We start from the raw sequence: 25,666 nt of genomic DNA on the forward strand, positions 1-25,666 counted from the left end.
CAGCTAACTGAAACTGTGAAAAGGATACCGGATTTGAGAAATTTCTGGCTTAAAGTTGATAAAACCCTACGCCATCACGGCCAACAAGCGCTGCGCGGCCTGCGCGGCCTATGGTGGGATATTGCGCGCCCCGGAACGGACCGACCGATCTTCGTGATTGGCTGCAGTCGTGCCGGCACCACTGTGCTATACAAGACATTGGCTGCATCCCCTGAATTGGGTTCTCTGAATCGAGAGACCCATGATTTTTGGGTCTCCTTGCATCCGTTGGCGGAAAAAAATTGGGATACACACGCGCTTTCGGCCCAAGACGCGACACCCAAGGAGCGAGAAGCGGTAGCACGCTATTTTTACACCTGGAGCGGCAACCCGCGCTGGATCGACAAGAACAATCAAAATGGCTTGTGTGTGCCTTATTTACAGGCGCTTTTCCCTGAAGCTATTTTCGTCTATATCAAGCGCAGCCCGGAAGATAACATCAATTCGCTTATCGAAGGCTGGGGCAAGGAAGGCAAATTTTCCACCTGGTCGGACGATCTTCCTGAACAAGTTGAAATAGACGGCGGGCATTATACAAAGTGGTGTTTTTTTCTAAGCGACGGTTGGCGGCAATATCTCAAAGCACCGGTAGAAGAAGTGGCCGCGTTCCAGTATCGCGCCATGAATGAGGCCATCATGGTGGCAAAGGCGGCAGTTCCCTCAGACAATTGGGTGGAAGTTTTTTATGAAGACCTGGTGCGTGACCCTGTTGCGGGATTCCGAGCCGTTTTCCATGCCTGCCAACTACAATTCGATGTGCAGATGGAAGACCTGTGCCGCAATGTACTGGAAACGCCCTACGATGCGTTTGGCGAAATACGGCTCAACAAGTGGAAGGGCAGCCGCAATCGAGAGAAAATCGAGCGCATGATGACCCAAGTGGAACCTATCGCCCGTGCCATGGGGTATGCGCCTTGAGTCGTTTCACCAGGGCATTTCGTTTGTTCGGCTGGGGCAGTGTGGTGGGTCTGTTGCTGCTGGCATTGGCGGAAACGTGGCTGCACACCGACGATTTTCTGTACCGCTACCGCTCGGTATTCGCCACAGGTCGAGCCATGGACAAGCTGCGTTATGTGGAGTCTCATCCTCCCGCGCTGCTGGTGTTGGGCAACAGCCGGGTTGATAACGGTTTTGACCCGCGCACCTTGCTGGAAGGCGGTGCGGCAGACATCATCGGCTTCAATATGGGTATGCCGGGTGCCAACGCAGGCATTCTTTATGGTTTGGTGAAACGTCTGGTAGATCAAGGCGGTCTGGGTGCCAAGGGTGTGCGCGCAGTAATCATCGGCCTGGATGAAAGCCTGCTGCAAGCCGAAGACAGCTTGGGCTATGGCGTATTTTACGGCGATCCTGCATGGCTCTGGCAGAATCGCGACTGGCGCGGAATGCTGGCGCACGGCATACGTCTGTGGGGGTTTTCCGCCAACCTGAAGCAATTGCGAGAACCGGGCAAGGCGCTGGGATTCATCCAAGCCAGCTTTGCCAGCGTGGAGCCCATCGGCGGCGGCGCGGCAGAACACTTGGGTTATCGTGCCGGATTTGGTGGCTTACAGGATGCAAGACAGGTGCGCCGTCAGCAGGAGAGCTTCGACACGCCCCCGGATTCCGTTCAGGTCAAGGCGCTGTTCACCACGATAGCGCTGTTGCAGAAGCATGGAGTGCAAGTGGCCGTGGTGTATCCTCCATTGTTGAATCGTGAACTCTTGTACCTCACTCCACAGCTTCCGGTGGCACAACCCTACACCACCGTGGCCAGGTGCCTGACGGCCCTGGGTATTCCGCTGCTGGCGCTTGAGCCGGGTACGCAACGCGACCCGGTGATGTTCATCAATTCCGGCCACTTGAATGATCGCGGCGCACAACATTACAGCCGCTTGCTGGCGAAGCAGTTGCGGGCAATCTGGCCGAGCCTGTACATCAACGAGGGGGGCGCATGATTTTCAGCAGCATGAGCTTCATGGTGTTCCTGATAGCGGTGTTATTCCTCTATTCCGCCACCGATAGCTACCGCCAGCGTGCCGCCATCATTCTGTTAGCGAGCCTGGTATTTTATGGGTCATGGAAGCCCTCCTACCTGCTTTTGCTGACAGCCTCGCTCACCCTCAACTATGGCTTCTACCGTATCCTCCAGCATACCCGCTCCCGCGCCTGGCTCAGCTTGGCTTTGGTGATCAATCTCGGCGTACTTGTTTTCTTCAAATACTTGGGGCTGTTTTTCCAGACCCTCATCACCCTGGGGGGTTATTTCCAATTCCCCGTACCCGTCGAAACACCCGGTTGGGCGCAATGGGCACTACCACTGGGAGTGAGCTTCTATACCTTCCACATGCTCTCGGTGATGATAGACGTGTACCGCGGCGATTGGATACAACCCATCAGCTTCCGCGCCTGGAGCCTGTACGTCACCTTTTTCCCACACATGATTGCCGGCCCCATCCTGCGTGCCAGCGAACTGGTGGAGCAACTGGAAAAAATTGAACCGCTGAAGCTGGATGCGGTACGGTTGGGGGCGCTGATTTTTATTGGCGGACTCATCAAGAAGACGCTGCTTGCCGACAATCTGGCAGGCATGGTGGAGCCGCTATATGCCCACCCGGAGCAATTAAGCTTTTACACCGCCTGGCTCGCCACGCTGGCCTTCGCCTTGCAGATTTATTTCGATTTTTCCGGTTACAGCGAGATGGCCGTCGGCCTCGCCCGTATGTTTGGTGTAACCCTGCCGCGCAACTTTCTCTACCCTTACATCAGCCACAGCGTGCAAGAATTCTGGCAGCGCTGGCACATCACTCTGTCGCGCTGGCTCAGAGATTACCTCTATATCTCGCTGGGTGGTTCGCGTTGTTCCTTCTGGCGCAACATGGCCAATCTCATGATTACCATGCTGCTGGGCGGCCTGTGGCACGGCGCAGGCTGGAACTTTGTATTCTGGGGTTTTCTGCATGGCAGTTATTTGGTCGGACATCGTTTGTTACTGCATGCTTACACTTGGGCAGGTGTTACAGCGGGTTCCGCTGCCGATCGCACCTTGTCCTGGCTTGGCTGGCCATTCACCTTCATCCTGGTGTGCTTTACTTGGGTATTTTTCCGCGCCAACACTTTTCCCGATGCCTGGCACATCAGCTCCACTATGCTGGGCTGGGCTCAGCCCAGCAGCGCAACTCATGCCATCCGCCTCTCGGAACAGGCCATGATCGCTGCGGCGCTGTTGTTGGCATTGATTGAGCCCCACATCATGGCATGGCTGCAGCGACAGGGTCCGCTCAACTGGTGGCGGGTGTCGGCTCCCGTACGCGGGCTTGCATATGCGACGCTGGTGCTGACGCTGATAGCGTTCGGCGGAGATACACAGAAATTTATCTATTTCGATTTTTAAGATGACGATGCAAACCTGGCTTGGTGGGATAAGCATAGCTTGGCTGCTAGCGCAAACTGTACTGTTATTTGCCTACCGCCACGCGCTGACCGTCCGTTGGCGTGAGCCAGCATTGCGTTTTCCGGTAGTGATTTTTGAAAGCGATGACTGGGGTGCCGGCCCGCTTGAGCAAGCAAAGGCTTTAGAAAACTTGCGCGAAATATTGGCGAAGTTTAAAGATAAGAAGGGACGCACACCCGTCGCTACACTCGGCGTTATTCTGGCCACTGCCGATACCCAGCGCATCAAAAATACCGACGGCGTTGAGTATTTTTCTAAAAGCTTGTCCGAGCCTGTTTATACCCCGTTGCGTGACGTGATGGAGGAGGGAGTACGACAAGGCGTTTTTGCGCTGCATCTCCATGGCATGGAGCACTATTGGCCACAAACACTAATGCAAGTGGCGGCGAAAGACATGAACGTTCGCGACTGGCTGCAAAGTGATGGCATTCCCGGCACGGAATCGCTGCCCTCGCACCTCCAGGCACGCTGGACGGATGCGAGCGCGCTACCCTCGCGCGCACTGACTAATGAGGCAGTACGCGCGGTCATGACCGAGGAAGCCAGCCTATTCGGCACGTGTTTCAAAATGCGGCCACGCGTGGCTGTGGCTACGACCTTCGTCTGGACTGAAGAAGTGGAATCGGCATGGGGCAAGGAAGGCATCGACGTCATCATTACTCCCGGCGCACGCTACACTTGCCGAGATGCAACAGGAAAGCCCGGGGGCGAGGACAAACGAATGATGAACGGCGAGTTAAATAAGCGCGGGCAAATTTATCTGGTACGCGACGTATACTTCGAGCCCATGCTGGGGCATAAGCCCGAACGGCTGGTGAACGATGCCAAGGAGCGTGTGCGTCTTGGGCGACCGTGTTTGGTGGAAATGCATCGTTCCAATTTTATTGGCGCGACAGAGAAGTGCGATACAAGTTTGCGCGTCTTGGAGGCTGCCTTGGAGCAGTTGCAACATACGTTTCCGGAAATACACTTCATGACCAGCCTGGAGCTGGCAGAAGCAATACGAACAAAAATGCCGGCATTGCTGGAATCAAAACCAATTCCGCAAATTCGAATCTGGCTACGGCGCATCAAACAAATACGCGGCTTTGCCAAGCTGTCCAAGATAAGTGGCCTCGCCGTGCCTTTGTGGATAATTGGTAAGGCGGTAGGGGCATAAATGACGCCGCGCTTCTCGGTCATCATCCCAGCCTACAACAGCGAAGCCACCCTGGCACGCGCTGTCGATTCCGTGCTCGCGCAAAGCTATCCGGCGCAAGAAATTATCGTGGTCGACGACGGCTCGACCGATGAGACGAGCGACGTCGCTGCCCGTTATGGCAAAAAACTGCGCTATATCCATCAGGATAACGCGGGTGTATCGAGTGCACGCAATCGTGGCGCTCAGGCCGCGTCAGGTGATTGGCTCGCGTTTCTGGATGCCGACGATTGGTACTACCCCGATCGACTGCAGCTGCATGCGGAATGGATACAGAAAGATGCCACCCTCGATTTTTTGACTGGGGATTACGAGTATCGAGACGATGCTGGCAAATTACTGGGGACTTCCATGTCGCAACATGACTCAGGGCGCATGATACTTGCCAAGGCCGCAGGCAGTGCACGTGTAGTCATGGATCAAGCACATGAAATTCAGGCCTATGTTGCTGATCATTTTGGCGATACCCACACGCTTTCCGTGCCACGCAGTATATTTCTTGATCTCGGTGGCTACCCGCTCGGCTACAAGGTATGTGAGGATGTCCATTTTCTCACCCGTCTGGTATCCAGCAGCCGTCGCATCGGCATAGTATGCGTACCGCTTGGCGTGTATCTTATCCACGGTAGCAGCGCGACGCGGCGTAACCCCCTTGCTGCGCAGCAAGAAAATGTTCGCACGCTGACCGATCTCAAACAATTGTCACAACATTTCCCTGCGCCGGTACGCTTGGGCATCCAACAACGGATGCAAAGCGCGCGTTACAATCTGGCATGCGCCCTGACAAAAAATGCACAGCGCAGTGCAGCGGTGCGTGCTGTTCTGCCTTCGCTAGTCAGCAATCCCGGTTGGCGCAGCCTGCGGGATGTGTTGTCTATGTTGAAAGGATAAGAATGCTTGCAGGCTTGATGTTGAATGAATTAAGCAGGGGGCAAAACGGAAACCAGGGTATTTCCTCTGTACCCTCCGCTGCCTCTGTGTAAGGAAACAAAAACGCAATGAAACGACTTCTCGTTCTTACCGAACTTTTTCTGCCCACAAAAGGCGGCACCGCCGTATGGGCGGCGGAGGTGTACAAACGCCTTGGCGGAAAGGATATTCATATTGTCACCGCTGATGTACCAGGCGCTGCCGAAGTCGATGCCGTTCACCCTAACACCATTCACAGGCTTGATCTCAAGCGCGTGCCCTGGCTCAGACCCGAATCGTTGATAATGTATGCACGGTTCTTCTTCAAATCTCTGTGGCTGGCGCTGACCCATCGATTCGACGCCATCCATGCATTTCGTTCCTTGCCAGAAGGTCTGGTGGCTTGGCTGGTGGCCCGCCTAACTTTTCGGCCAGTGGTCATTTATGCCCACGGCGAGGAACTCACCACTTGGGGACGCGGCCATAAGTACCGCGCTATGCAATTTACATTGCAACATGCTGACCTAATCATCGCCAACAGCGACTATACGCGCGACATCTTAATTGGTATGGGAGTGCGACCTTCACGCATAAACCTGATTTACCCAGGCGTGGATATAGAGCGCTTTCGCCCAGGACTACCCTGCGACGACCTCAAGGCCAAGATCGGTTTGCTCCCTGACGAGAAACTCATTCTCTCGGTAGGCCGACTACAAAGGCGTAAAGGTTTTGATATGGTTATTCGCAGCATCCCGGAACTTTGCAAGCGAGGGCTTATAGTGCGCTATGCCTTGATCGGCATAGGTGAAGACCGGGCATATCTGTACAATCTGGCACAGGAACTTGAGGTGGTAGACAGGGTGGATCTTCTGGGTCATGTCGATGCTGAAGACCTGCCCCGCTGGTACAACGCATGTAATGTATTTGTAATGCCAAACCGGGAGATCAACGGCGATACCGAGGGTTTTGGCATGGTGTTCCTCGAGGCGGCGGCTTGTGGGAAACCTGCTATTGCAGGTCAGGACGGCGGGACTGGTTCTGCTGTGATAAGCGAGGCAACCGGTCTGAGGGTTGACGGTGCATCTGCGAAAGCGGTGTCTCTCGCGCTTGCCCGTTTATTGGGTGACGAACCGCTGGCCTGTAGAATGGGCGCTGAAGGCAACCTTCGGGTAGGCAACGAGTTCTCTTGGGAACGCGTCGCTGAGAAGACTTTTGACCTCGTAAATGGGTAACAAAGGGGATATCGTGATGCATAAGCGTTCTGTTAATTTGTTCATTTTGGCATTCGCGCTACAACTCCAGTCGTTTACAGCAAATGCTTTAGAACGGTTTGCCGTTACTGAAAGTGAATTGGCGCTGATGCCCGCATATTGCCAAGCAAAGCAGGGGAAAGACCGCGGCAATCGAGCCATCAATGATCAATTTCGGGGAATTTACGGGGACCAGAACTGGTTGAATCAGCATCATTACTGTGATGCGCTCAAATTTATCATCAGGGCTAATAGAAATTTAGGCAACAAAGCTGAGCTGCGTTACAACCTTGAGCAGGCGCAGAAGGGAATTGAGCATATGCTTGCTTCTGAGCAGACCCCGGATTGGATACTGCGGCCAGAAGCCCACGTCCATTTGGGAAAGCTCTATCTCCGGATGATCCATTTGGGCAAGGGATCCGAGGGGAAAGCAATTCAAAACTTCGAACAGGCCATCTTGATTCAACCGAATTATGAACCTGCATATAGTGCGTTGAGTGACTTTTTCGCTGACAAGGGGCTCAAGCAAAAAGCGTTCGACGTCATCGAAGAAGGGCTCAAACACTCTCCTGACTCTAAAATGCTCCTTCGGCGCTTCAAGGAACTCGGCGGCAAAACGCCCCCCGCTCCGCTAGTTGTTACCCAGCCAACCGCGCCAGTCGAAGCAATTAATTCACCTGTAAAGCAAGAGCCGCCGCAATTGGGACGCGCTACAAACTCTTCGCCATCTGAGGCACCCGCTTCTTCAACGCCAGAAACCTCACAAAAACAAACAACTCAGCCAAAAATCGGTAGCCCGTCCAATCCATGGTGTCGTTTTTGCACAGACATTGAGGATAAGCTGCCCGTTGAAAATAAATAACATGGGGTTAAATATGAAATCCAACTTGGGTTACCTGATTCAAGATCACCATGAAAGCCGCCTTATTGTGCGAACCGGCTTAGTGATATCGACTTGCCAGTTTGTATCATTTTCTTGCGAGTAATCACATGTTTTATCAATTAAAAGACAAGTACCGAAGGCTGCGATTTCTATTCGCATGTAAATTCATCCTGAAATCCAAACCTGCGGTGGCAGTCTCAGGTAGTAATGTCGTATTATTAACTCAGCTGCAACACAAGGATGTGGTACTTGCCTTGATTGCACTCAAAACCTTTTCTGCTCATGTACCTGTTGGATCGTTTCATATCCTGAACGATGGATCGCTAACTTCCGAAGATATCGCCTTACTTGGCAATCATTTCCAAAATGTAATATTCCATAGCATGGATGCTGCCAGAAGCAGTTACTGCCCCACGGGGGGTTGCTGGGAGCGATTACTGACAATTGCTGAACTTGTCAAGGAAAATTATGTTATCCAACTTGACAGCGATACCCTGACCTTGGCGAAGCTGCCTGAGATTATCGATTGCATCAACTCGAATAAATCGTTTGTTATCGGAACATGGGATAACCAGGATTTTGAATCTATGTCGCAACGGCAGAAGCAGGCGTATAAAGTTGCATCGAGTTCTGTTGGCAAACTTCATATACAAATTACTGCTGAGTCTAACTTCGATAAATTAAAACACTTCAATGAACTTCGGTACGTACGTGGCTGTGCCGGTTTCACAGGGTTTGGCAAACAAAGTTTTGATCGCAGCTTTATTGATGAAATCTCAGGCCAAATGTTAGATACTTTAGGCGACAAATGGCGTGAGTGGGGTAGTGAACAAGTCATGTCTAATATCATTGTGGCTAATACAAAAGATGGTTACGTGTTGCCACATCCAAAATATTGCGACTGCACAAAGATTAAAAAAGGAGAAACGGTTTTTATACACTTCATTGGTAGCTGCCGTTTTTCAGTGGGCATTTATGCAAAACTTGCAAGAAAAGTGACCTTGGAATTGGGGTGACTTTGATTTTCTGTGGGGCTTAGACTAACTTAAGATTAGTTCTATATTGGGAGTATCAGAGTGACGAAAAAATCCGGCAGAATCGCGAGAACGGTTGGAGATATTTCAGTTGGCGCCGGGAGGGGGCCGGGACAGCTCCAGTGGTACGAATTTGCATCTAGGTTATTTCAGGGGAAGAGTATTTTGGACGCAGGATGCGGGCTTGGGAAGGGCTTGACAATCCTTAGTCAGACAAATCCGATCGTGGTAGGGCAGGATCTTGATCCTAGATTGGCTAGAGATAATGTGGTTATTGGATCGCTGGACACCATCGAATCCAATAGTTTCGACTTTGTTACTTCGATGGACGTAATAGAGCACGTTGAGGACGACCGTAATTTTGTGGCGAATTTGTGTCGAATTGCTCGCGAGGGCGTATTTGTTACGACGCCTAATTGGACGATTACACGATGCGTGTGGCCGTACCACCTTCGTGAGTACACCCCCCGCGAACTACAAGCTTTATTTGAACCGTACGGGAAAGTTCAGTTGTTCAAGGGCGATTCTGCCGGCGCCAACGTTTATCCAGTGCGTTTCCCCAATCTCTACCACATTGCGAACGATATGCGGTCATTTCCGTTAACGTCGTTATTCACTCGAGCAGTCAATAAGGTGCTGCCAGACAGTCAACGAATATTGGGCCACAACGCGTTATTCGTTTCTTTCGCATTGTAACCATGTTGGGAGTGCCAATTTCTGCTTCTGTTGGTAATTTGTTGACTGCTTACTGTCGGACACATGGCAGGAACTCCACCATAATCTCTTGCATACGTGCCAAAAGATCAGCCCGGATTACGGGATGCTCTGCCGATATGTCATGGCGGCAGGCAGGATCTGCCTCGATGTCATACAGACTAATCTGGCAGCCCTTCTCCAGCGGCTGATACACCAGTTTCCAGCGGCCATGACGAATCATTCTGTCCTTGGCGAGCAAAATTGTGTCTTGATACTGGGGCTTGATTGCCAAGGTGCCGCTGGCACGATCCGGCACTTCCATCAGTTCCAGCAAGTCAGGATAACGCAGATGTTTCTCCGGCAGGCCGGGAATATCGGCAATCCACATGCCGGTTTCATTGAAAGCATCGAGCTGCGGGCATTGCTTATGCGGCTCAAAACAGGCTGCCAAAGATACCCCATCCATGCTAGCGACGGGGCTGGCGCCTACCAATTCCAGCAGGGTTGGCGCAAGATCAATGCTGCGCACCACCTGATCGACTATTCCGCTGGCGGATTTGCGTGGGTCACGAATCAAGAGTGGAATGCGCGAACTGAAATCACCGACTGCGGAATTGCCTTGGCCCCAGGTGTCGTGCTCGAAGAAGTCCATGCCGTGATCGGAATAGACAACGACAATAGTATTTCCCGCCAGCCCACAAACGTCGAGGTGGCGCAGCATTTTGCCTACTTCATCGTCAAATTCGGCCACGCAGCCATCGTACAAATCCATGATTTGATCGAGATCGAACTCCTCTTTGGGTGCGCCCTGGCGACGGATAATCTCGAAGGGGTCAGTCAGCTTGTTCATGGCGAACTTGGACTCGCCGTCATAGGCTGGGTTGGAAAAGCGCGTGTACCACGGCCATTCCGAGGCAAATGGTGGATGGGTAGTGGAATAAAACACGTTGAGGAAAAAGGGCTGAGCGCTTTCTGCCAACCGCGAAACCAGTTGCCGGGCGCGTCGACCCATCGGCTGGGTCAGGGGCACGCCGCCGAGGTAATAAATTTCCGGCAGTAACAGTCGCCCTAGCCGATTATGGGTGAATAGCGACAGAAACAGGCGCAAATCCTTTGGCCCCTGGCGGATCAGGTATGTCAGATTCCACTGGTCTTCCGGTAGATCAGTGGAATCGAAACCAAACGAGAACTTGCCCATGTCACCGCCGCACCAGTCCGAGATTGCAGCGGTGCGGTAGCCCTGTGCCTTGAGCAGATGTGGCAACGTATCGACTTTGAGGCGAGCTTCCGTGTCCGCCACAAAATTGTCGCGAATACCGTGGGTATGCGGCCAGGTGCCCGTCATCAGCGAAACCAGACTAGGCGCAGTGCGGGCGCAGGGTACATAACAGTTGGCAAACAGCACGCCCTGCTCGGTAAGTTGATCAATGTTGGGTGTGAGGGCGCGTCGGTAGCCCAGCACGCTCAACCGATCAGCACGCAGTGTGTCCGACCCGATCATCAGAATATTCGGCGGCGTATCGGCAGGGGGTTCGAATGTACGGCGTGGCGGACGCGCATCGGGCAACCACGCCGCCCAGATGGCCGTGCCCGCATAGAACAGCATGGCAGCCCACAGCGCAATAATTTCGCTAGTTTGGTTCTGCTTGACCAGTTGCCAAGAAGCGGCGATCAGCAACAGGGCAGCGGCAGCGGCACACGCAAACTGCATCAGATAAATGCGTCCCGGCGTCATCCAGTGCCACAACCAGTAGAAACGGCTCATGCGGTAGTGCATGGAGGCGACCAGTAGTCCCGGATTGAAGCGCAGCTTGCGAATGAATTGTAGCGTGGCCGCAGCCAAAATCCCCAGCGCCGCCGCGAGCGCTGCAATACCCCTTGACCATTCGCTGCCCAGACTCGCATTCAGCATGTAATACAGCAGCACCCCTGCACCGCCAGTGAACAGCATGATGGCAAATGCCCAAACAGACAGACGTACGAGTGCAAACAGGGTGTAGCGCCGGTAATGGGTAAGTACTTCTTTTCGGACGAGCGGCCCGGTCCGTGAAAAATCTAGCAGCGATTTCGCCAGCAGTGCCACAGTGCCCACACCAGCCACGGTTATTGAGGGCAACACACCGGCCCAGTGCGCGCTGCCGCTGATAAACCAGGCGATCAACCCACTGGCGACCGTCATAACCGCCAGCGCTTCGATGAGAATAATGCCACGATCAGAGGGGAGCGGCAGGCCTTTGCCACGATAACCCGATTCACGACGGCCCTGCATCTCCCCCAAGGCAGCAGCGGTTCTCATCCAGTAGAAGCGCCGCTTGGCCCACGACAGGCTGAACACGCTGTGAAACCCATATTCCACCAGCTTGCGCCACATATAAAGCGGTACCCGGCCATTGCCGTAAATGCGCGAAGTGGCACGAAGGCGCTGAAAACTTTTTTTCAACAAATAGCTTAGTTTCAGACGAGCCATGTCCACATAGTGGCGCTGCACCATGTCCGGCGTGTACTGGCAATGTATACCACGAGATAGTGCACGTAATACGTATTCACTGTCCTCGCCACCGCCCAGATCGTGACCGTGTGGGCCAAGGTCGGTAGAAAACTGCCCGGTCAGTTTAAATACATGATGGCGCACCACGAGATTGCCACCACCGGGAATGGGGCCTTCTTTTGCCGTGATGGTTGTGGGTTGATCGCCCTGATCGTAGCGCGGCACCGGCAGCGGATAAATCCGGTACTGGCCCTCTTCATGTACCCAAGCGGGTTCGGTGCCGTCCCAGTCGGGCAGAATGCGGCCACAATACAGGCCGGCATCGGGCCAAGCCTGCGCAGCCTGCTCAATCGCAATCAGGTAATTTTCACAGACCCGATGGTCATCATCGACAAAAGCAGTTAGTTCAGTATCTATTTCGGGAATGGCACGATTCAGCGCATGCGACTTGCCAGGTGCAGGAACTTCAATCAGGCGCAGCGGCAGCCAGCCATTACTGGTCTGTTGCGTTTGATACTCCCTCATGCGTGCCAGCGTGTCGTCGGTGCAGGCATTCGCTGCCACCAGAATCCGCACCGGCATGGAGGGACGACGCGCTGCATTCAGCGAAGCCAGCACCCGTTCCAGTAAATCGGCTCGGTTATGGGTGCAAATCAGAATCGTGAGTTTCATCGCTGATTGATAGGCTGTTTTGATGCCTGGCTAAAACTTGCACCGAGACAATCTGGCTTTAGATGGATCATCCAGACACAGGGCGGTACGAATCATCGAGAGTTCTCGTGCGCACGTTTCATGTAGCCCCGCATCATGCCTAGAAAGTGACCAACAGTCATTTGTTGGCGGAAAGCCCAATCTGGTCCGCGCATGAAGAGTTGTCCGAGATAACGGGCGATATTGCGTGCAGTATGCGCGAACAGGAACAAAGGGATACCGAACAACCGGCGTCGGTAAGTTTGTGGATCATGATAAGCTTTTTGTACACCCGCGTTATAGTGGATGGTACGGAAATAGCGTTTACGCAATTGAAATGGCATTACTTGGTGATACACGATAGCGGCCGGCGCATAAAAAATCCTGCCATCCGCCGCAGCTAGGCGATGAAAATAATCAGTTTCTGCACCTTTGAAGAGTTCGGCGCGTTTCTGGCCGCTGCCTTTTCGGCCCAATAGTGGATTGAATAGACCGATCTTGTCGATTACACGACGATGAAACGCCATGTTCCCGCCGAACGGGTATTTACTGATTCCGTCCATCTGGAACGGCGACTCGCCAAAATCCTGGTAACCGAGAAACCCATACATCTCGGGTTTGATCCAGCGCGGCAGAATGATCGAGTCGTCCAGATGGATTCGGCCGCCAGCCGCGTCCGCGTCGTTTGATTTTAACGCTTGAAATAACGCGGCGAGCCATTGTGGTGCAACGCGGATATCGTCATCGACATAACAAAAATAATCGCCGTGTGATTCCTGCGCGCCACGGTTGCGCGCGTAATTCAAGCCCTGCTGTGACTCAAATGTATAGCGGATGGTAATTGGCAATTCTTCGGCCAGTCGTGTCACGGTTTCGCGTGTTTTATCTGCGGAATTGTTGTCGACGACCAACACCTCCCATTTCATGTCACCTACGCCCAGTTGTCGACTTAACTCGCCCAGGCAGGTGGATAAATTATTCGCGCGGTTGTAAGTGCAGATAATAACGGTGAAATCCATATGATTACTTTCGGCCAAAGCGGGATAGCACCCGCCCGGTATAGTAGCGAAGGGGAAAAGTATAAGACATATCGTTCGAGCCGAATTTGAGTTTTTGTTTGAACTGCCAGAGCGTATCGTTGCCGTAAATCTCGATGCGACGTAATAAATATGGATCGATCCCTTCACCATTGAAACCCGACCGGGTCGAACAAGCAGTGCGGTAGCCAGCGGCAGCAACTGCCATCAGCGTTTTGTCGTCGTACAAGCCAAATGGATAAGCAAAATGGTTTACGTCCGATCCGGTAAGCGTCTGCAATTTTTCGCGGCTCATCCGGATTTCGGCCATGGTGTTTTCAGCATCAAGCTGCGGCAGATTCGGATGACTGCACGTATGGCTGCCAATGCAAACGCCCGCAGCTTGCATCTCCAGCATCTCACTTTGAGTCATCAATTCGCGCTCGGGAAAGCCGCGCGGGGTCATCCAGTTGTTGTTCGCACCGATGCGGTCAGCCAGCATAAACATCGTCGCCGGAATATTGTAACGGGTGAGCACTGGCAAGGCATGGTGGAATGTGTCACGAAAACCATCGTCAAACGTGACGGCCACCCCTGTTGTCGGCCATGCGCTCTTTCCTTCAATCGCTGTGGCAATTTGATCGAGACTCAACAGATTTTTCCCGGATTCGTGCAAAAAACGCATCTGTGCTTCAAAGCGATCGGGGGATAAGCAGAATTTCGCCTCCTGCTTCGCGCGTGCCCGGTCGATTATGTGATACATCAGGATAAGGATCCGGCTCATGCGATCAGGTCTTCCACATCAACCACATATATCTGACGCGAGCCGTTGTGTACCGAATCGATACAGACCTGCCGGCCATCGCGCCGCCAGCGTGGATGCAGATCGCAGCGTATTTCACCCCACCATTTTGCTTTCGGAGAATACAGTCGCGCGATATCTAGACGTTTTCCCTCGGGCCAAGAGACCAGCATCAGCGTGCGCATGTCATAGCGGTCGGGGTAGGTATCGTTGAGTACCCAGTGTCGATCGGGTGAGAAGCTGTCGTGGCCATCCTCGGTGAGTATACCCTCGCCATAGACCTGGTAAGAGCCATCGCGTACATCCACCAGCAGGAAGTGCTCACTGCCATCGCGACGGCGCGCCCACACCAACAGTCGATCCTCATCCAGCCAGTCGTAATGCGAGATGCGCCCGGTGTCGAGCGCACAGGCGAGCTCGCTACCATCTGAGCGCGCCACATATAGCCGCACGCCCCAGTTCTTCTCACCCTCGCGCCACAAGTGGAAGAAAGCGATGCGCTTACCGTGCGGGCTGGCTTGTATGTGATTCACCCAATGGAACTGTCCTGCCATGGCGGGGGTGGGGTCGCGCCTTGCCAACTCATCCAGCGTGGCGATCAGATGGCTTTTGCCGCTGTCCAGATCTAGGGTATATACGCCGTCATCGTTTGGATGAGGAGCCTCGGCCCATGGGTCCGTCACACCAGCGTAGCCATAGCCTGGACGATGTGTAGCGAGTCGGGCAAAATTCAGGCTCCAGGCAGTCTTTCCATCGGAGGACATGGCATAGATTGCACGATCGTAGACCCGTTGCTCTTTTCCAGAAATATCGCGTACAACGCCCACCAGTTTGCCATCACGCCGATCATTGTGAACCAGAAGGTGATCCGGCTCAGCAGGATGCCAAGCGAGCATGGCACCCTGCTGCCAATTCCATGACAGGCTTTCAGCGAGCAACTCGAAGCGGTTGTCGGAGAGGTGTACGACACCGACGCCCACCCGGTCATCGGAGCCGGGCGGGCGGTCGTTGAAGCCCGACTCGTGCGCGAGCAGCATGGTCTGAGAGGCGTTCCAAGGCGATTTTTCGTAATACCCAAAGAAGTGGTGTTTCGGTCCAAAGGTCACGGCTCGCACGCGCTCGCGGGTACTGCCGAAATGTAACCAGCGGTATAGCGCGGGCTGCGTCTTGCGCACCTGGCCTTCCGTCAAGGATTCCAACTTCTGCTGCACGCGCCATGGTAGGCCGGGCACGGACATAATGGTTCGGTATGGATTCATCGGCCGCTCAGGGTTTGCACCAGTTTCACGTACGCACGCTCGGGTAAAAGTGCGGGCAGTAGATATTTTAGATCCGGCAGTTTCCAACCACCGTGGCGGAGTACTTTGCGGAACACATGCCGCGAAGTGACAAGATCGCGCCGCCAGTAAGCCTGATAGCCCCGCTTTAGAAAGCCACCGTCAATCAATTGACGGAGCTTGCCCGAACCCAAATGCGCCACAAGTTCCGGGTAATTGTGTACAAATTTCTGCTTTACCTGCCAGGAATTTTCTGCCTGCACCCATTGTTTGGAAGTGATCTGACCACTCACCTTGTGCCGGTAAAAGGCCATGACCTCAGGCACAAGCACAATATGATTGGCCACGGCGATGCGCAGCCACAGATCGTAATCCATGCAGGTGGGCCAGCGGGTGTCAAAGCCACGCAACGCAGTAATAGCCTCGCGGCGTGTGAGCACAGCGTGAATCGGCCAGGGCGCGGCAGCGCGCAAGAACTGCTCGGCTTTATCACCTTTTTCGTAGTCGGGGGGGACGTAGGGGTCATTGCTACGATCGACGGCACCGACGTTCTGCCAGCCACAGTAAGCCAGAACTGCATTGGAATTCACCAATGCCGAACGCAGCTTTTCCAGGCAATCCAGGCTCCACCAGTCATCGGCGTCGAGAAAGGCCACGAACTCGCCTTGGGCATGTTGCAGTCCAAGATTGCGTGCCGGATACGGCCCCAAGCGGTCCTGATGCAGTAGATTCAGGCGCGGTGAATATTGCGTGGCAAGCCGCTGCAGGATATCCACACTGCCGTCAGTTGAGCCGTCATCCACGACGGTTAGTTCGACACTGGGGTAGGTCTGGTTTAACACGCTATCAACGGCCTCACGCAGGTATGGCTCGGCGTTGAAACAGGGCATGATGACCGAGATCAATCCCGGTTCGAATGACTTAATCATGTTTTCTCAATACGTGGCGCATAAGGAGGATACGCTCGAGATGACGAGCCCCAAGTTTCATGGGGGCTTGGATCGGCGCCCCTGATATCGTGTTGTATAACGAAGATGCGAAAGGAACACGTTTAGCCAGCGACTTGATGAACTGCTTCGCTCTCCCCCAACTGACTGCGGGTGGCCTTTTCACCGGAGCACTTTGTTTCACAATGTCGTCGATGAGCTTACGGATAGAATCAACCGGGATTATCGTGTCCAGTGCGCTCGTATTTTCGAGCAGTGTCTCCAAAGCTTTAGCTTGGCTCGTCACCAACTTGTGGTGGTCAAGAGGATTACCGTTGAAATCCGCCATTGGCAAGCTGAAAAGGTCAGGAAACATCTCCCGGACACAGTCGCAGTAGAGCTGCCGAGAGTAGCGTGCCGAGTCTGGCAGACGCTTAATAAACTCCAAGATATCCCGATCGAGCAACAGATTTCGGATGGGCAAACGCCGACCGAAATAGTATTCACGCCAAGGAAGCTGGAGATTGGACAGTCTCTGATCGACGTAAAGGAAGTCCTTGAATTCCTGCAACGACGCGAAGTTCTGACCGAGACCACGAATTTGTGCCCAATCTGCCTCGACGTCGCTGATGATCGCATTAGCGTCCACGGCATCCGAGAATATCCATGTCGGCCAGAGTAGCGGATTACGCACGCCCACTATATTCGCCAGCACAAGCTGCTCCGTCGGAAGGGGTGGGCTTTCGTCCCAGCCGAAGCACTCGTCCCCTGAAAACATCACGGTGTGAGGTACGCTGAAGCGCGATGCAAGCTCATTCAAAACATCCGCCGAGGGCATGAAATCCACCAAGCCGTGGCCGAGCCTGGCATTCGCTCTTAGTCCTTCTACCAGGTCGCCATGGAAGTTAAATACACCGTGTTGCAAGCCAAAGCGGCTGGCAATCATCTTGGGGACAGTGACGTCGTCAGCTGTCTCGGGGCCATATGAGAAGCAGTATATCTTCTCGGCTGGCACGATTTCCCTGAGCAGGCCCAATACTGCACGCGAATCATAGCCTCCGCTCAACGAGAGGATGACCTGCTCGTCGGGCGACACGCGCCGCACAGCCGCCTTTCTGAGAAGTGAGGCAAGTTCGGTGCGCAGGTCTGCAGGGTCTCTATCTGTATATTCGTGATTGAATCGGTATTTCCAGTATGGCTCAGAGAGCACGCTGCCTTCGACAAAGCGGTGAATGGATGCGCTTTCTAACTGACGCACTCCGAGTAATGGCGTGCGGCCCAGGCAAATGAATCCGCTGATGAGGTAGGGGATTAGCGCGACGGGGTCGCATTCGGTTGCGGGGATCCACGGCAGATCCGTGGCGATCCAGTGACAACCGTCGCGTTGAGTATGAAAAACTCGCCTTGAATTCACGCGGTCTGTTACCACTGTTACCAGATCACGCCGGGTATCGACAATCAGGAACGCGCAGGAGCCGTCAAGTCCCGAAAAGAACGAAGGCCCATGCTCTGCGTAGGCAGTGAGGACCAGCTCTTCAGCTTCTTGTGTGGAAAGCGGATGGTCACCGTATAGCTCACCATGAAGCAGTATAGTGAAGTCGCCAGATGAGTCTTTTATAAGCTGTGTGCCATCTGTATGGGCCAGAAGGACACGACGGCTGGGGGTCCTAATCGTTACTTGCGGCCGTATCCCAAGCTGTGCCTCGAACTCCGCTGCCAATACTTGCTCGTCATTACCCATATGCGCGGGGCAGATCATCGCAGCGAAATCTGAACGAACGAACATGCCCGAAGCTACAGAACTCACTGACAGTCTCCATAAAAATGGCTCACGGCGTATGGCGCCGTATCGCTTGTGATGGGAACCCCTTTTTCGTAAAGAAGCACTCCAAATATGTTTGATCCAGTGTGACGATCAACCTGTGCTACAAAAATTCTCATCATGGTTCTTTTCCACATCGTGGCGCGCGGGGTCAGGTGTTTTGAAAGCGTTGGCTTACTGCGACGAAGAAAATAGGTGGCCTTTGTAATGCTTCAGTGCAGAAAACGGCCGCTTAGAATAAATCTCCCGGCGTGAAAAGCCAAGTTTTGACAAAAGCCCCATGAATTTCTCGTTCGTTCCATAGTACACAATTCGGATAGGGCGTGGCTTGATCCTGAAACTCTCTTGGATATTTTCAACCACCCGGTCGATGACCGGGGACAAGAACGGCGTGAAAAAAAATATTACTAGCGGATCGTCGGGCAGTTGGAAATCGCGTGCATCCATACATACTGACGCTATGTCCGCACACTTTTGTTTGCGGCTATTCCATCTGGCGATGTTTGCGCGCGCGATCGTGTGCAGGCTATTAGCAAATTCCACGCCAATAATCCGTTGATAGGGGTATTCTGAGGCAAGCAACAATACCCGACCTTTTCCCGAGCCATAGTCAATGAAAGTGAATTTCGAGTGATCCACAGGCAATGAATCTAATATCGCTCGCAGGGCCGGAACCGGGGTAGGTTCATAATGGATGCCTGAATCTTTCTGCTCAGATGTCACGTCAAGACCTTTGACGCCAATTAGGCCGCTCGTATCGACCCCATATTTGCGATCAAACCTGCGATCGATGAACACACGAAATTTTTCGTTGAGATTTATCCGCGCGAGAAGTCGGGCGCGCCATGCCATATATTCGGCGATTCTCCGGGCTGCCCCCATCAGCCCCTCGTCTATCGTGACCCGAATCAGCTTTTGTAATACATTCACGTTTGTTCCCCTCCCAACAGTGATCCTGATCCATTCCAAACTGGCGAGATCGTTTATTAGGTCTGTATAAGGCCGCCCCTGTTGGATGCTGGAACGTATATTCAACAAGACATCCGTGTCTGGTAATTTTTATAAACCCGGATTGTTTCACCAGGAGTTACCTCTTTCATGCACTTAATTCCTCGGCAATAACCTCTAGCCACGTCCGGCCCCATTTTTGATCAGGCTCAATGTGGTTGCCTTCCGCCCATTCGTTCCAAGCCTTGAGGAAAACGATGCGCTCGTCGGCGGGGTGATGCGCGACGCGGGATAGCGCCTCACGCAGATGACCGCGAAACAGTTCCGGTGTGGCGTTGTGAAATACCAGTCCGCGCATGCCGAGGCGCGGGGTGTTGTCCCAATTCGGCAAAACCAAGGGGTAGTCTGTCCATTCCACGGGCTTGCTACGTAGCAGCATGGGTAGAATTTCTTCGTAATCCCAGATGGTCAGTTCATGTTTGTTGCCGGCAAGGGCCAACTTCAGCTTTGTCCACAGGTAGTGGCGAGGGATACGGCCATCCCGGCTGGGCAAGGATTGCATGGTCGCGGCATCGAAGCCGCGCATACGCGGATCCCATTTTTCGTTGGCGTGTGCTACGCCTATCAGATGGAGACCGGGAAGCCCGGCATCCGACGCGCGTTTGCGCCAGAAATCTATAACTTTCTCAACTTCTGGGATCTCATCTGGTTTGTAAACAACAAAAATAGGTTTGCCATCAATCCTGAGATAGCGGGGGTCGGTGAACGCTTGCAGCAGCCAATCGAAATGGGCCGCGTGGTCGTCCCAACCGGGATAGACCTGTTCAACGAGCATATTACTGGTGCCTTGCCAGACGGTATTCCAACTATGATTTGCCCAGCATAGACAAAATGGGAAGTCAGGTTCCTTGGATAGCAATATTTCGTTTACTGGCCGTTCGAGAATACGCCGGCCGCCAAACCAGTAGTGGTAGTAGCAAAAACCTGCGATGCCGTATTCTTTTGCCAATTCGGCTTGTGCGTGCCGCGCCTCTGGTAGACGCAGGTCATAAAAACCCAAGTCGGCTGGGATGTGGGGCTGGTAATGTCCCGGGAACAAGGGGGTTGCTTTGGCAGTGTTGGTCCACTCAGTGAATCCCTTTCCCCACCATTCGTCATTCTCCGGTGTTGGGTGGAACTGAGGAAGGTGAAATGCGATTACGCGTGTATGAGGGGTTTGTGATGGCATGGTCTTTCAATTTTGATTTTTGCGGCTTAGGAATGGGAGCTCAATGTAGAGGTAAGTGACACCCGACAATAACACTACAGCGGTAGCGATTCGTCCGCTCCACCCCCAATACTCAACTGATGACATATTTTGCGTTGTGTAGAGTGCATGTTGTCCCATCGCGCCATTCAGTATCCTCGGTGACACCACTTACTAATGTCCAGCACGTGGATAATCCATAGAAGATTGGTTGTTTGATCAGGTGTAACAGACGGCGATTAAAGTGTCAGCATTTTCAATGTTCAATTTGCTTATCTTGGCCATATCCAAGTTATAGCGGGTATTTAACTTCTTTGCCAGATCGGGCGCAGGCTTACCCAGCATACCAAGTACTCCTTGGGGTAATATTTTCTTTATTAGGGTGATGGGTAAATGATCCATTTCCCAACGTAGTTCGGAAACAATACGGTTCATCTCCAACATTTTTAGGGCGAGAGGATCATAATCTTGAGCGTAGAGTTCAACCTTTGGAAAATGCTTTTCAAGTAGATCCCTGAATTCCTGGACGGTTAGTTCCTTTAAGTGATATGGGTTTGCCCCCATCCATCCCTTGTGCCGGTAGAACTCATGAACATCCTTGTTTGGGGTTGAGCAAATGAACAATCCGCCAGCCTTGAGAATTCTACGAGCATTGGTTAGATATTCATCTTGTTCAAAAAAATGCTCGATGGTCTCAAATGAGACGTAAGCATCAAAATGTCCATCGGGGTATTCGGGCCGAATACAGTTCACTTTAGTGTAAGTCAGATTTTCATGAGTGAAGCGCTTGTTTGCGTAACTGACCGCTTCCTGGCTAATGTCTCCGCCGATAACGTTACAGCCATACTTGGCAAGGAGATGGGAACCATAACCCGAACCGCACGCCGCATCTAAAATATTCATACCCTTCTTCAAGAATCCCCTTGCGAAATCGTAGCGGGCGAGATGTTCGATGAAATTACGGTTATCTCCTTCCGTTTCTGGTGGCATGACACGCTCATCAGAGGGGGGGGCAAAAAATTTTTCGTTCTGCATCTATGTTCCTCCATGAAATCTAATTCGTTCGTTCTTAATCTCGTAAAGAACGAGCGAGAATATTTAAGAATATGCTTCCAGATAATACGAAAATCGATGCTGTTGCTTTCATTCATTTGGTGGTCGGTCTTGGGCGCTTGAGACCAACCACCAAACACACCACCCGAGTTGAGGTTCCACATCAAACCCACTGGGCAATTCATGCAGCTTAAGAGCTAATGCCTCACGCGCTGTATTGATGACCAGAAATTCACCGCCTCTTGGCTCAAGTTGAAAACCCGGATCCGTGGAACTATGGTAGATGTGGTGGGGTAAAACTGCGGCAAGTGGAAGGCTATGATCCCGGCTTTCATGTCGTCCTTATCGCATCCTGTGTTTGATATTTATACATATTCATTCTTGGCGCACAGGCATTGAGCCCATTACCCATTGAAGGGGGGCGAGCATTCCAGCGTTGTGTTGGTGAGTACCGGAATTTTCCTGCCATATTACATTTTTTCCAACGTTATTATTAAATTGCAGCGGCACCTCGTCACGACTGATATTCACAGCCAGCCACTCATAATTGCTACCCTGGCTTAAATTGGCAATCCAAATTCGTGCATCGCGAGGTGATGGCGTGGGGTGCTGTTCGTTCGGCGGCACGGCTTCAGGGCATGCGCCTAACAAGCTTGGTGGTAAGCCGAGCCCAGATTCATGAATGTCGCGCATAGCTTCCGCTAACAGTTTGCGGAATCGTGGTGCGGGGTCGTCAAGACAGAGCAGGTATAAGCCCTCCGCCCAAAAGGGCAGCGAGTCACGGCTGGAAAGGTTTTCACGCCAGAATTTGGTGATGTGACTATTGACGACGAAAGCCACGGCTTGTTTTAACGCGTCATCAAGTTCATCGGTGTTAAAACTGTGCCGATAACGCGCGATATCCATGACATGCACAGCCTGATACCGGTGCGAATAGCCATGCTGACCAATGCTGCGGGCCACGAACCCATCTGGCATGATAAAGCGGGGAGCGATATTCATTAGCCAATGGAATCGAGGCATCAGGTATTTCCATGTGATTCGTTTCAAGGCACGCGCTGGTAGTGACAGTGCTTCCTGTTTGGTTTTGGGCAGCACAGTTAACGCCATGAGCTTCATTAATGGCCGATATAGCCACTCAGCTGGACGATAGGCCAATACGGTTTTCATCATATCGCGCGCGGAGGCTACGACATTGGAATGGCTGTCATCGTGCGAAACTTCGCGATAACGGTCAAGCGCCAGAATACCGTCCATATGCGTGTTAAGGATCATCAGGTTCGTGCGCGATTTGCCGAGCCAGGTACTCGGCGACCAGGGGGATGGGTACAGGCGCATCCCTTCCTCGGATGTTTCAAGAGAGTCATGCAGTAACCAGGCTCCGATCTCGGTTTGATCCATTTGCCGGGCGATGTAGCTGGTGGCTGACGCCAGCGCCTGCTGTAGTGTGGGATCGGGTGCGCGCTCGAGTTCTGCCGCGAGCAGTTGGATTGCACCATTGATGAGGCGATTGTGGCTCTCGAATAAATCCGTCCATTCACCGTGACGGAATCCGCCATCCGGCTCCTGTCGCGCGATTACGCTTGCTACAATCTGGCGCCGTAGCAGGCCATAGAGTTTCTTTTCTGTAGCGCGTTCTAGACCGTTCGCAATGAGGTAGAGCGCGTAAGCATCAAGTTCATCGCAGATCTTGAGTTTGTTTGGCCAAGCCCAGTGATTGCCGTAGACATGACCATGCACGAGGTGAAGGTAAAAATCCGCCAGGCTACTGCATACCGTGTGTGAAGCGTAGACGAAATAAGGCTGTTTTTCAATGACCATTGTTCGGCCAAGCTCATCCAGCCATCGTGCTGTACCCGCGTTGAAGCGCCAGATGGTCAAATCAAGGATTTGGCCACGCGGCACGGAAAATGTGGCTGAGATCCCACTGGGCTCTAGATCCATATTGATCAGAGACGCAGTCTGTTCGGAAACGATGCGAGCAAGTTTATCGAGCGTGCGCGTCATCGGTGCACGAGGAATCCAATAGGTTGGACCGTTGCCATGGGAATGAAGTAACCAGCCACCGGCGGGGCTGGCTATCATGCGATAGCTGCCCTCTACAGTAACGCGTACTTGATTGTTCGCGTCATTAGCATCGGCGCGGAGAAAGATGCATTGGGCGCCCGCATCAGCAAAGTCGTCGCGGAAAATTTCGAAATGCGTATTTGTCTTGTGGAATCGCGACATGTCGCGAAGGCGCAAGACTTCATTGCTACCATTAGGGGAAAACACATCGACGAGTTGGATTTCCAGTGTCATAGAATCTATCAGGCTAAACACAGTGTCTTGCGCCATCGGAGCGCTTCCGCCTCAAGCGACGGAATAGGGAGGAAAAGGAAACTGGCGCCATATATAAGGCCGCCCACCGTAGCAGAAAGCAGCAGATAAGCGGCCTGCTGCTGTTCCGGAAATCCTGAGGGCAAAAGTAAATCAAGCCCCCACAATACTGCAAGCATGAGTGCATTGAACAACAAACCCGGGGCGATCGCGTTGATTAACTCCCGCAACGAGCCTTGCACAGATTTTGAGGCCAAGTGATACATAAGTGAGGCAGAAAATAAGTGGCTTGCCGCCACCCCCCATGCTATTCCGGTAAGCCCGCCCCAACGTAGACCAATCAAGGTGGCTACTGCCACGAAAGCCCAAGTGGCTGCTTGGATGAGAACCTCGCGCCCCAGCAGATTACGTGCAGCCAATACGGCACCGCATGGATGTCCGATACAGAAAAGGAATCCGCAAAGGGAAATGACCGTCAAAGGTCCAGCAACTGGCAGCCAGTTTTCCCCGTAGACCACACCGATGAAAGGCTCTGCCAGCCACGCTAGGCCGACATAGAAAGGTAAGGTATAAACAACCAGCAGCGAAATCATACGGTAAAACAAGTAACGAACCTGCGCTGCATCGTCTTGCACCTTGGACATAGCCCGAAACACGGGGGTATATACCGCGTCGCTGATGGTAGCCAAGGGCAGCATGGCTAGGCTCTCCGCCTTATTGTAGAGCCCCACCGAGGCGGGGCCTGCAACGTGGCTTATGATCAGGTTGCTGGTTTGCTTGCGTAAATAACTCACTAACTCATTAGCAGATGATTTCAGACCATAACCGCTGTGGATGCGTGCCGTGCCGATGTCAAACGACATTTGGAGGCGTTGGAGAGTAATTCGGTCGAGCAGGATGAGATTCAGTAAGCTGCCTGCCAAGCCGGAGAGGATCAAGCTCCACACCCCCATCCCCGCCCAAGCCATGATAATGCTTAATGCCCCACTAAAAATAGCACAGGACAATCCGGCAAGAGAGCGCTCTTTGAAAAGCATTTCCCGTTGTAGCCAAATGTTGCGGGCATTAAGCATCGGCCGGAACAAGAAGCTCAAGGCGGAGATGCGGATAAGATCGGTATAAAGAGGCTCGTTGAAGGCAAGAGCGATTGTTGGAGAAAGTGTGAAGAATGCAATGAAAATCAACACGCTTAAAGCGAGCTGCGCGGTAAAAACCACATTGAAATCGTGCTCATCCACTTTCTTTGCGCGCACTAAAGCATCCCCCATGCCACCGCTAGCAATCATGCCGGCAACACCGGTAAAGACTTGGATAGTAACAAGAAGGCCGAAATCGGCCGGTAATAAAAGGCGAGCAAGAACGACGCCGAAGGCGAATTGCAGTACTTGGCCGGCCAGGCTGCCGGCGACTAGCCATTTAGTTCCCTTGCGTATGGATTCACCGAGAGACATGTTTTTTCTGTTTATGGTGCGTTATACATCTAAATATACATCGAACAACGATGGTGCGTAAAAAAATCCCCCAATGCGCTGCGTTCTGCACATAGTTTGTAGGCAGAGGATTGATGGAAGGCAGGCCTCGTGCTGAAGGCTGGCATTTGGTTTGGTGATGTCTTTATATTGTAATTCGGGCTAGCA

20 protein-coding genes are annotated in these 25,666 nt (G+C 52.8%); 9 read left to right on the forward strand and 11 right to left on the reverse strand.

Annotated features, from left to right (window positions below; translation table 11 throughout):
* The first annotated feature begins 33 nt into the window (after positions 1-33).
* The 9 genes from SCT_RS01260 to SCT_RS01300 all read left to right on the forward strand — a co-directional run bounded on the left by SCT_RS01260 (position 34) and on the right by SCT_RS01300 (position 9,442).
* On the forward strand, positions 34-957 hold the full coding sequence (locus SCT_RS01260; RefSeq protein ID WP_059418003.1) for a sulfotransferase: 924 nt from the start codon (positions 34-36) through the stop codon (positions 955-957).
* The gene (locus SCT_RS01265) at positions 954-1,976 is read left to right on the forward strand and encodes a hypothetical protein (RefSeq protein ID WP_059418004.1); all 1,023 of its coding nucleotides are present in this window, start codon (positions 954-956) and stop codon (positions 1,974-1,976) included. Before SCT_RS01260 ends, SCT_RS01265 begins: the two co-directional genes overlap by 4 nt.
* Complete coding sequence (locus SCT_RS01270) at positions 1,973-3,412, forward strand: MBOAT family protein (RefSeq protein WP_059418005.1); 1,440 nt, start codon at positions 1,973-1,975, stop codon at positions 3,410-3,412. Before SCT_RS01265 ends, SCT_RS01270 begins: the two co-directional genes overlap by 4 nt.
* A gap of 1 nt (position 3,413) precedes the next feature.
* Positions 3,414-4,631 carry a hypothetical protein gene (locus SCT_RS01275; protein ID WP_059418007.1) on the forward strand — a complete coding sequence of 406 codons (1,218 nt, stop codon included), beginning with the start codon at positions 3,414-3,416 and terminating at the stop codon, positions 4,629-4,631.
* Positions 4,632-5,561, forward strand: coding sequence for a glycosyltransferase (locus tag SCT_RS01280; protein ID WP_059418009.1), 930 nt, complete (start codon positions 4,632-4,634; stop codon positions 5,559-5,561). It begins immediately after the preceding gene.
* A gap of 107 nt (positions 5,562-5,668) precedes the next feature.
* On the forward strand, positions 5,669-6,811 hold the full coding sequence (locus tag SCT_RS01285) for a glycosyltransferase family 4 protein (RefSeq protein ID WP_059418013.1): 1,143 nt from the start codon (positions 5,669-5,671) through the stop codon (positions 6,809-6,811).
* Positions 6,812-6,827: 16 nt separating this feature from the next.
* The gene (locus tag SCT_RS01290; protein WP_144408193.1) at positions 6,828-7,691 is read left to right on the forward strand and encodes a hypothetical protein; all 864 of its coding nucleotides are present in this window, start codon (positions 6,828-6,830) and stop codon (positions 7,689-7,691) included.
* 128 nt (positions 7,692-7,819) lie between these two features.
* Entirely contained in the window at positions 7,820-8,728 is a 909-nt protein-coding gene (locus tag SCT_RS01295) for a hypothetical protein (RefSeq protein ID WP_059418019.1), read from the forward strand.
* 60 nt (positions 8,729-8,788) lie between these two features.
* Positions 8,789-9,442, forward strand: a complete 654-nt coding sequence (locus SCT_RS01300; RefSeq protein WP_059418022.1) for a bifunctional 2-polyprenyl-6-hydroxyphenol methylase/3-demethylubiquinol 3-O-methyltransferase UbiG — start codon at positions 8,789-8,791, stop codon at positions 9,440-9,442.
* Positions 9,443-9,491: 49 nt separating this feature from the next.
* Here SCT_RS01300 and SCT_RS01305 read toward each other — a convergent pair whose 3' ends face one another.
* The 11 genes from SCT_RS01305 to SCT_RS01355 all read right to left on the reverse strand — a co-directional run bounded on the left by SCT_RS01305 (position 9,492) and on the right by SCT_RS01355 (position 25,480).
* A complete protein-coding gene (locus SCT_RS01305; RefSeq protein ID WP_059418025.1) occupies positions 9,492-12,602 on the reverse strand; it encodes a sulfatase-like hydrolase/transferase in 3,111 nt (1,036 codons plus the stop codon).
* A gap of 92 nt (positions 12,603-12,694) precedes the next feature.
* Complete coding sequence (locus SCT_RS01310) at positions 12,695-13,639, reverse strand: glycosyltransferase (protein WP_159107865.1); 945 nt, start codon at positions 13,637-13,639, stop codon at positions 12,695-12,697.
* A 4-nt stretch (positions 13,640-13,643) separates the two neighbouring features.
* Positions 13,644-14,420 (reverse strand): polysaccharide deacetylase family protein, encoded by a 777-nt coding sequence (locus SCT_RS01315; protein ID WP_059418029.1) that lies wholly within the window; start codon positions 14,418-14,420, stop codon positions 13,644-13,646.
* On the reverse strand, positions 14,417-15,697 hold the full coding sequence (locus tag SCT_RS01320; protein ID WP_144408194.1) for a hypothetical protein: 1,281 nt from the start codon (positions 15,695-15,697) through the stop codon (positions 14,417-14,419). Before SCT_RS01320 ends, SCT_RS01315 begins: the two co-directional genes overlap by 4 nt.
* Positions 15,694-16,644 carry a glycosyltransferase gene (locus tag SCT_RS01325; protein ID WP_082098126.1) on the reverse strand — a complete coding sequence of 317 codons (951 nt, stop codon included), beginning with the start codon at positions 16,642-16,644 and terminating at the stop codon, positions 15,694-15,696. Before SCT_RS01325 ends, SCT_RS01320 begins: the two co-directional genes overlap by 4 nt.
* Entirely contained in the window at positions 16,637-18,448 is a 1,812-nt protein-coding gene (locus SCT_RS01330; protein ID WP_159107866.1) for an asparagine synthase-related protein, read from the reverse strand. The genes SCT_RS01325 and SCT_RS01330 overlap by 8 nt, the downstream gene beginning before the upstream one ends.
* Before the next feature lie 189 nt (positions 18,449-18,637).
* Positions 18,638-19,393 carry a class I SAM-dependent methyltransferase gene (locus SCT_RS01335; RefSeq protein WP_144408195.1) on the reverse strand — a complete coding sequence of 252 codons (756 nt, stop codon included), beginning with the start codon at positions 19,391-19,393 and terminating at the stop codon, positions 18,638-18,640.
* Between the two features lie 166 nt (positions 19,394-19,559).
* Entirely contained in the window at positions 19,560-20,639 is a 1,080-nt protein-coding gene (locus tag SCT_RS01340; RefSeq protein ID WP_059418039.1) for a glycoside hydrolase family 99-like domain-containing protein, read from the reverse strand.
* 237 nt (positions 20,640-20,876) lie between these two features.
* Positions 20,877-21,692: a bifunctional 2-polyprenyl-6-hydroxyphenol methylase/3-demethylubiquinol 3-O-methyltransferase UbiG gene (locus SCT_RS01345; RefSeq protein WP_059418041.1), complete on the reverse strand. Its 816-nt coding sequence runs from the start codon at positions 21,690-21,692 to the stop codon at positions 20,877-20,879.
* Between the two features lie 393 nt (positions 21,693-22,085).
* Entirely contained in the window at positions 22,086-24,011 is a 1,926-nt protein-coding gene (locus tag SCT_RS01350; protein ID WP_059418043.1) for a hypothetical protein, read from the reverse strand.
* A gap of 8 nt (positions 24,012-24,019) precedes the next feature.
* Positions 24,020-25,480: a lipopolysaccharide biosynthesis protein gene (locus tag SCT_RS01355; RefSeq protein WP_059418044.1), complete on the reverse strand. Its 1,461-nt coding sequence runs from the start codon at positions 25,478-25,480 to the stop codon at positions 24,020-24,022.
* Positions 25,481-25,666 lie beyond the last annotated feature (186 nt).

Source organism: Sulfuricella sp. T08, from assembly GCF_000971475.1.
In the GTDB taxonomy this organism is placed as follows: domain Bacteria; phylum Pseudomonadota; class Gammaproteobacteria; order Burkholderiales; family Sulfuricellaceae; genus Sulfuricella.

Bases quoted from the DNA above. Each gene is read 5' to 3' on its own strand.
- SCT_RS01270 (WP_059418005.1), top strand. From the start codon at position 1,973: ATGATTTTCAGCAGCATGAGCTTCATGGTGTTCCTGATAGCGGTGTTA.
- SCT_RS01275 (WP_059418007.1), top strand. From the start codon at position 3,414: ATGACGATGCAAACCTGGCTTGGTGGGATAAGCATAGCTTGGCTGCTA.
- SCT_RS01280 (WP_059418009.1), top strand. From the start codon at position 4,632: ATGACGCCGCGCTTCTCGGTCATCATCCCAGCCTACAACAGCGAAGCC.
- SCT_RS01285 (WP_059418013.1), top strand. From the start codon at position 5,669: ATGAAACGACTTCTCGTTCTTACCGAACTTTTTCTGCCCACAAAAGGC.
- SCT_RS01290 (WP_144408193.1), top strand. From the start codon at position 6,828: ATGCATAAGCGTTCTGTTAATTTGTTCATTTTGGCATTCGCGCTACAA.
- SCT_RS01295 (WP_059418019.1), top strand. From the start codon at position 7,820: ATGTTTTATCAATTAAAAGACAAGTACCGAAGGCTGCGATTTCTATTC.
- SCT_RS01305 (WP_059418025.1), bottom strand. From the start codon at position 12,602: ATGAAACTCACGATTCTGATTTGCACCCATAACCGAGCCGATTTACTG.
- SCT_RS01310 (WP_159107865.1), bottom strand. From the start codon at position 13,639: ATGGATTTCACCGTTATTATCTGCACTTACAACCGCGCGAATAATTTA.
- SCT_RS01315 (WP_059418029.1), bottom strand. From the start codon at position 14,420: ATGAGCCGGATCCTTATCCTGATGTATCACATAATCGACCGGGCACGC.
- SCT_RS01320 (WP_144408194.1), bottom strand. From the start codon at position 15,697: ATGAATCCATACCGAACCATTATGTCCGTGCCCGGCCTACCATGGCGC.
- SCT_RS01325 (WP_082098126.1), bottom strand. From the start codon at position 16,644: ATGATTAAGTCATTCGAACCGGGATTGATCTCGGTCATCATGCCCTGT.
- SCT_RS01340 (WP_059418039.1), bottom strand. From the start codon at position 20,639: ATGCCATCACAAACCCCTCATACACGCGTAATCGCATTTCACCTTCCT.
- SCT_RS01345 (WP_059418041.1), bottom strand. From the start codon at position 21,692: ATGCAGAACGAAAAATTTTTTGCCCCCCCCTCTGATGAGCGTGTCATG.
- SCT_RS01350 (WP_059418043.1), bottom strand. From the start codon at position 24,011: ATGACACTGGAAATCCAACTCGTCGATGTGTTTTCCCCTAATGGTAGC.
- SCT_RS01355 (WP_059418044.1), bottom strand. From the start codon at position 25,480: ATGTCTCTCGGTGAATCCATACGCAAGGGAACTAAATGGCTAGTCGCC.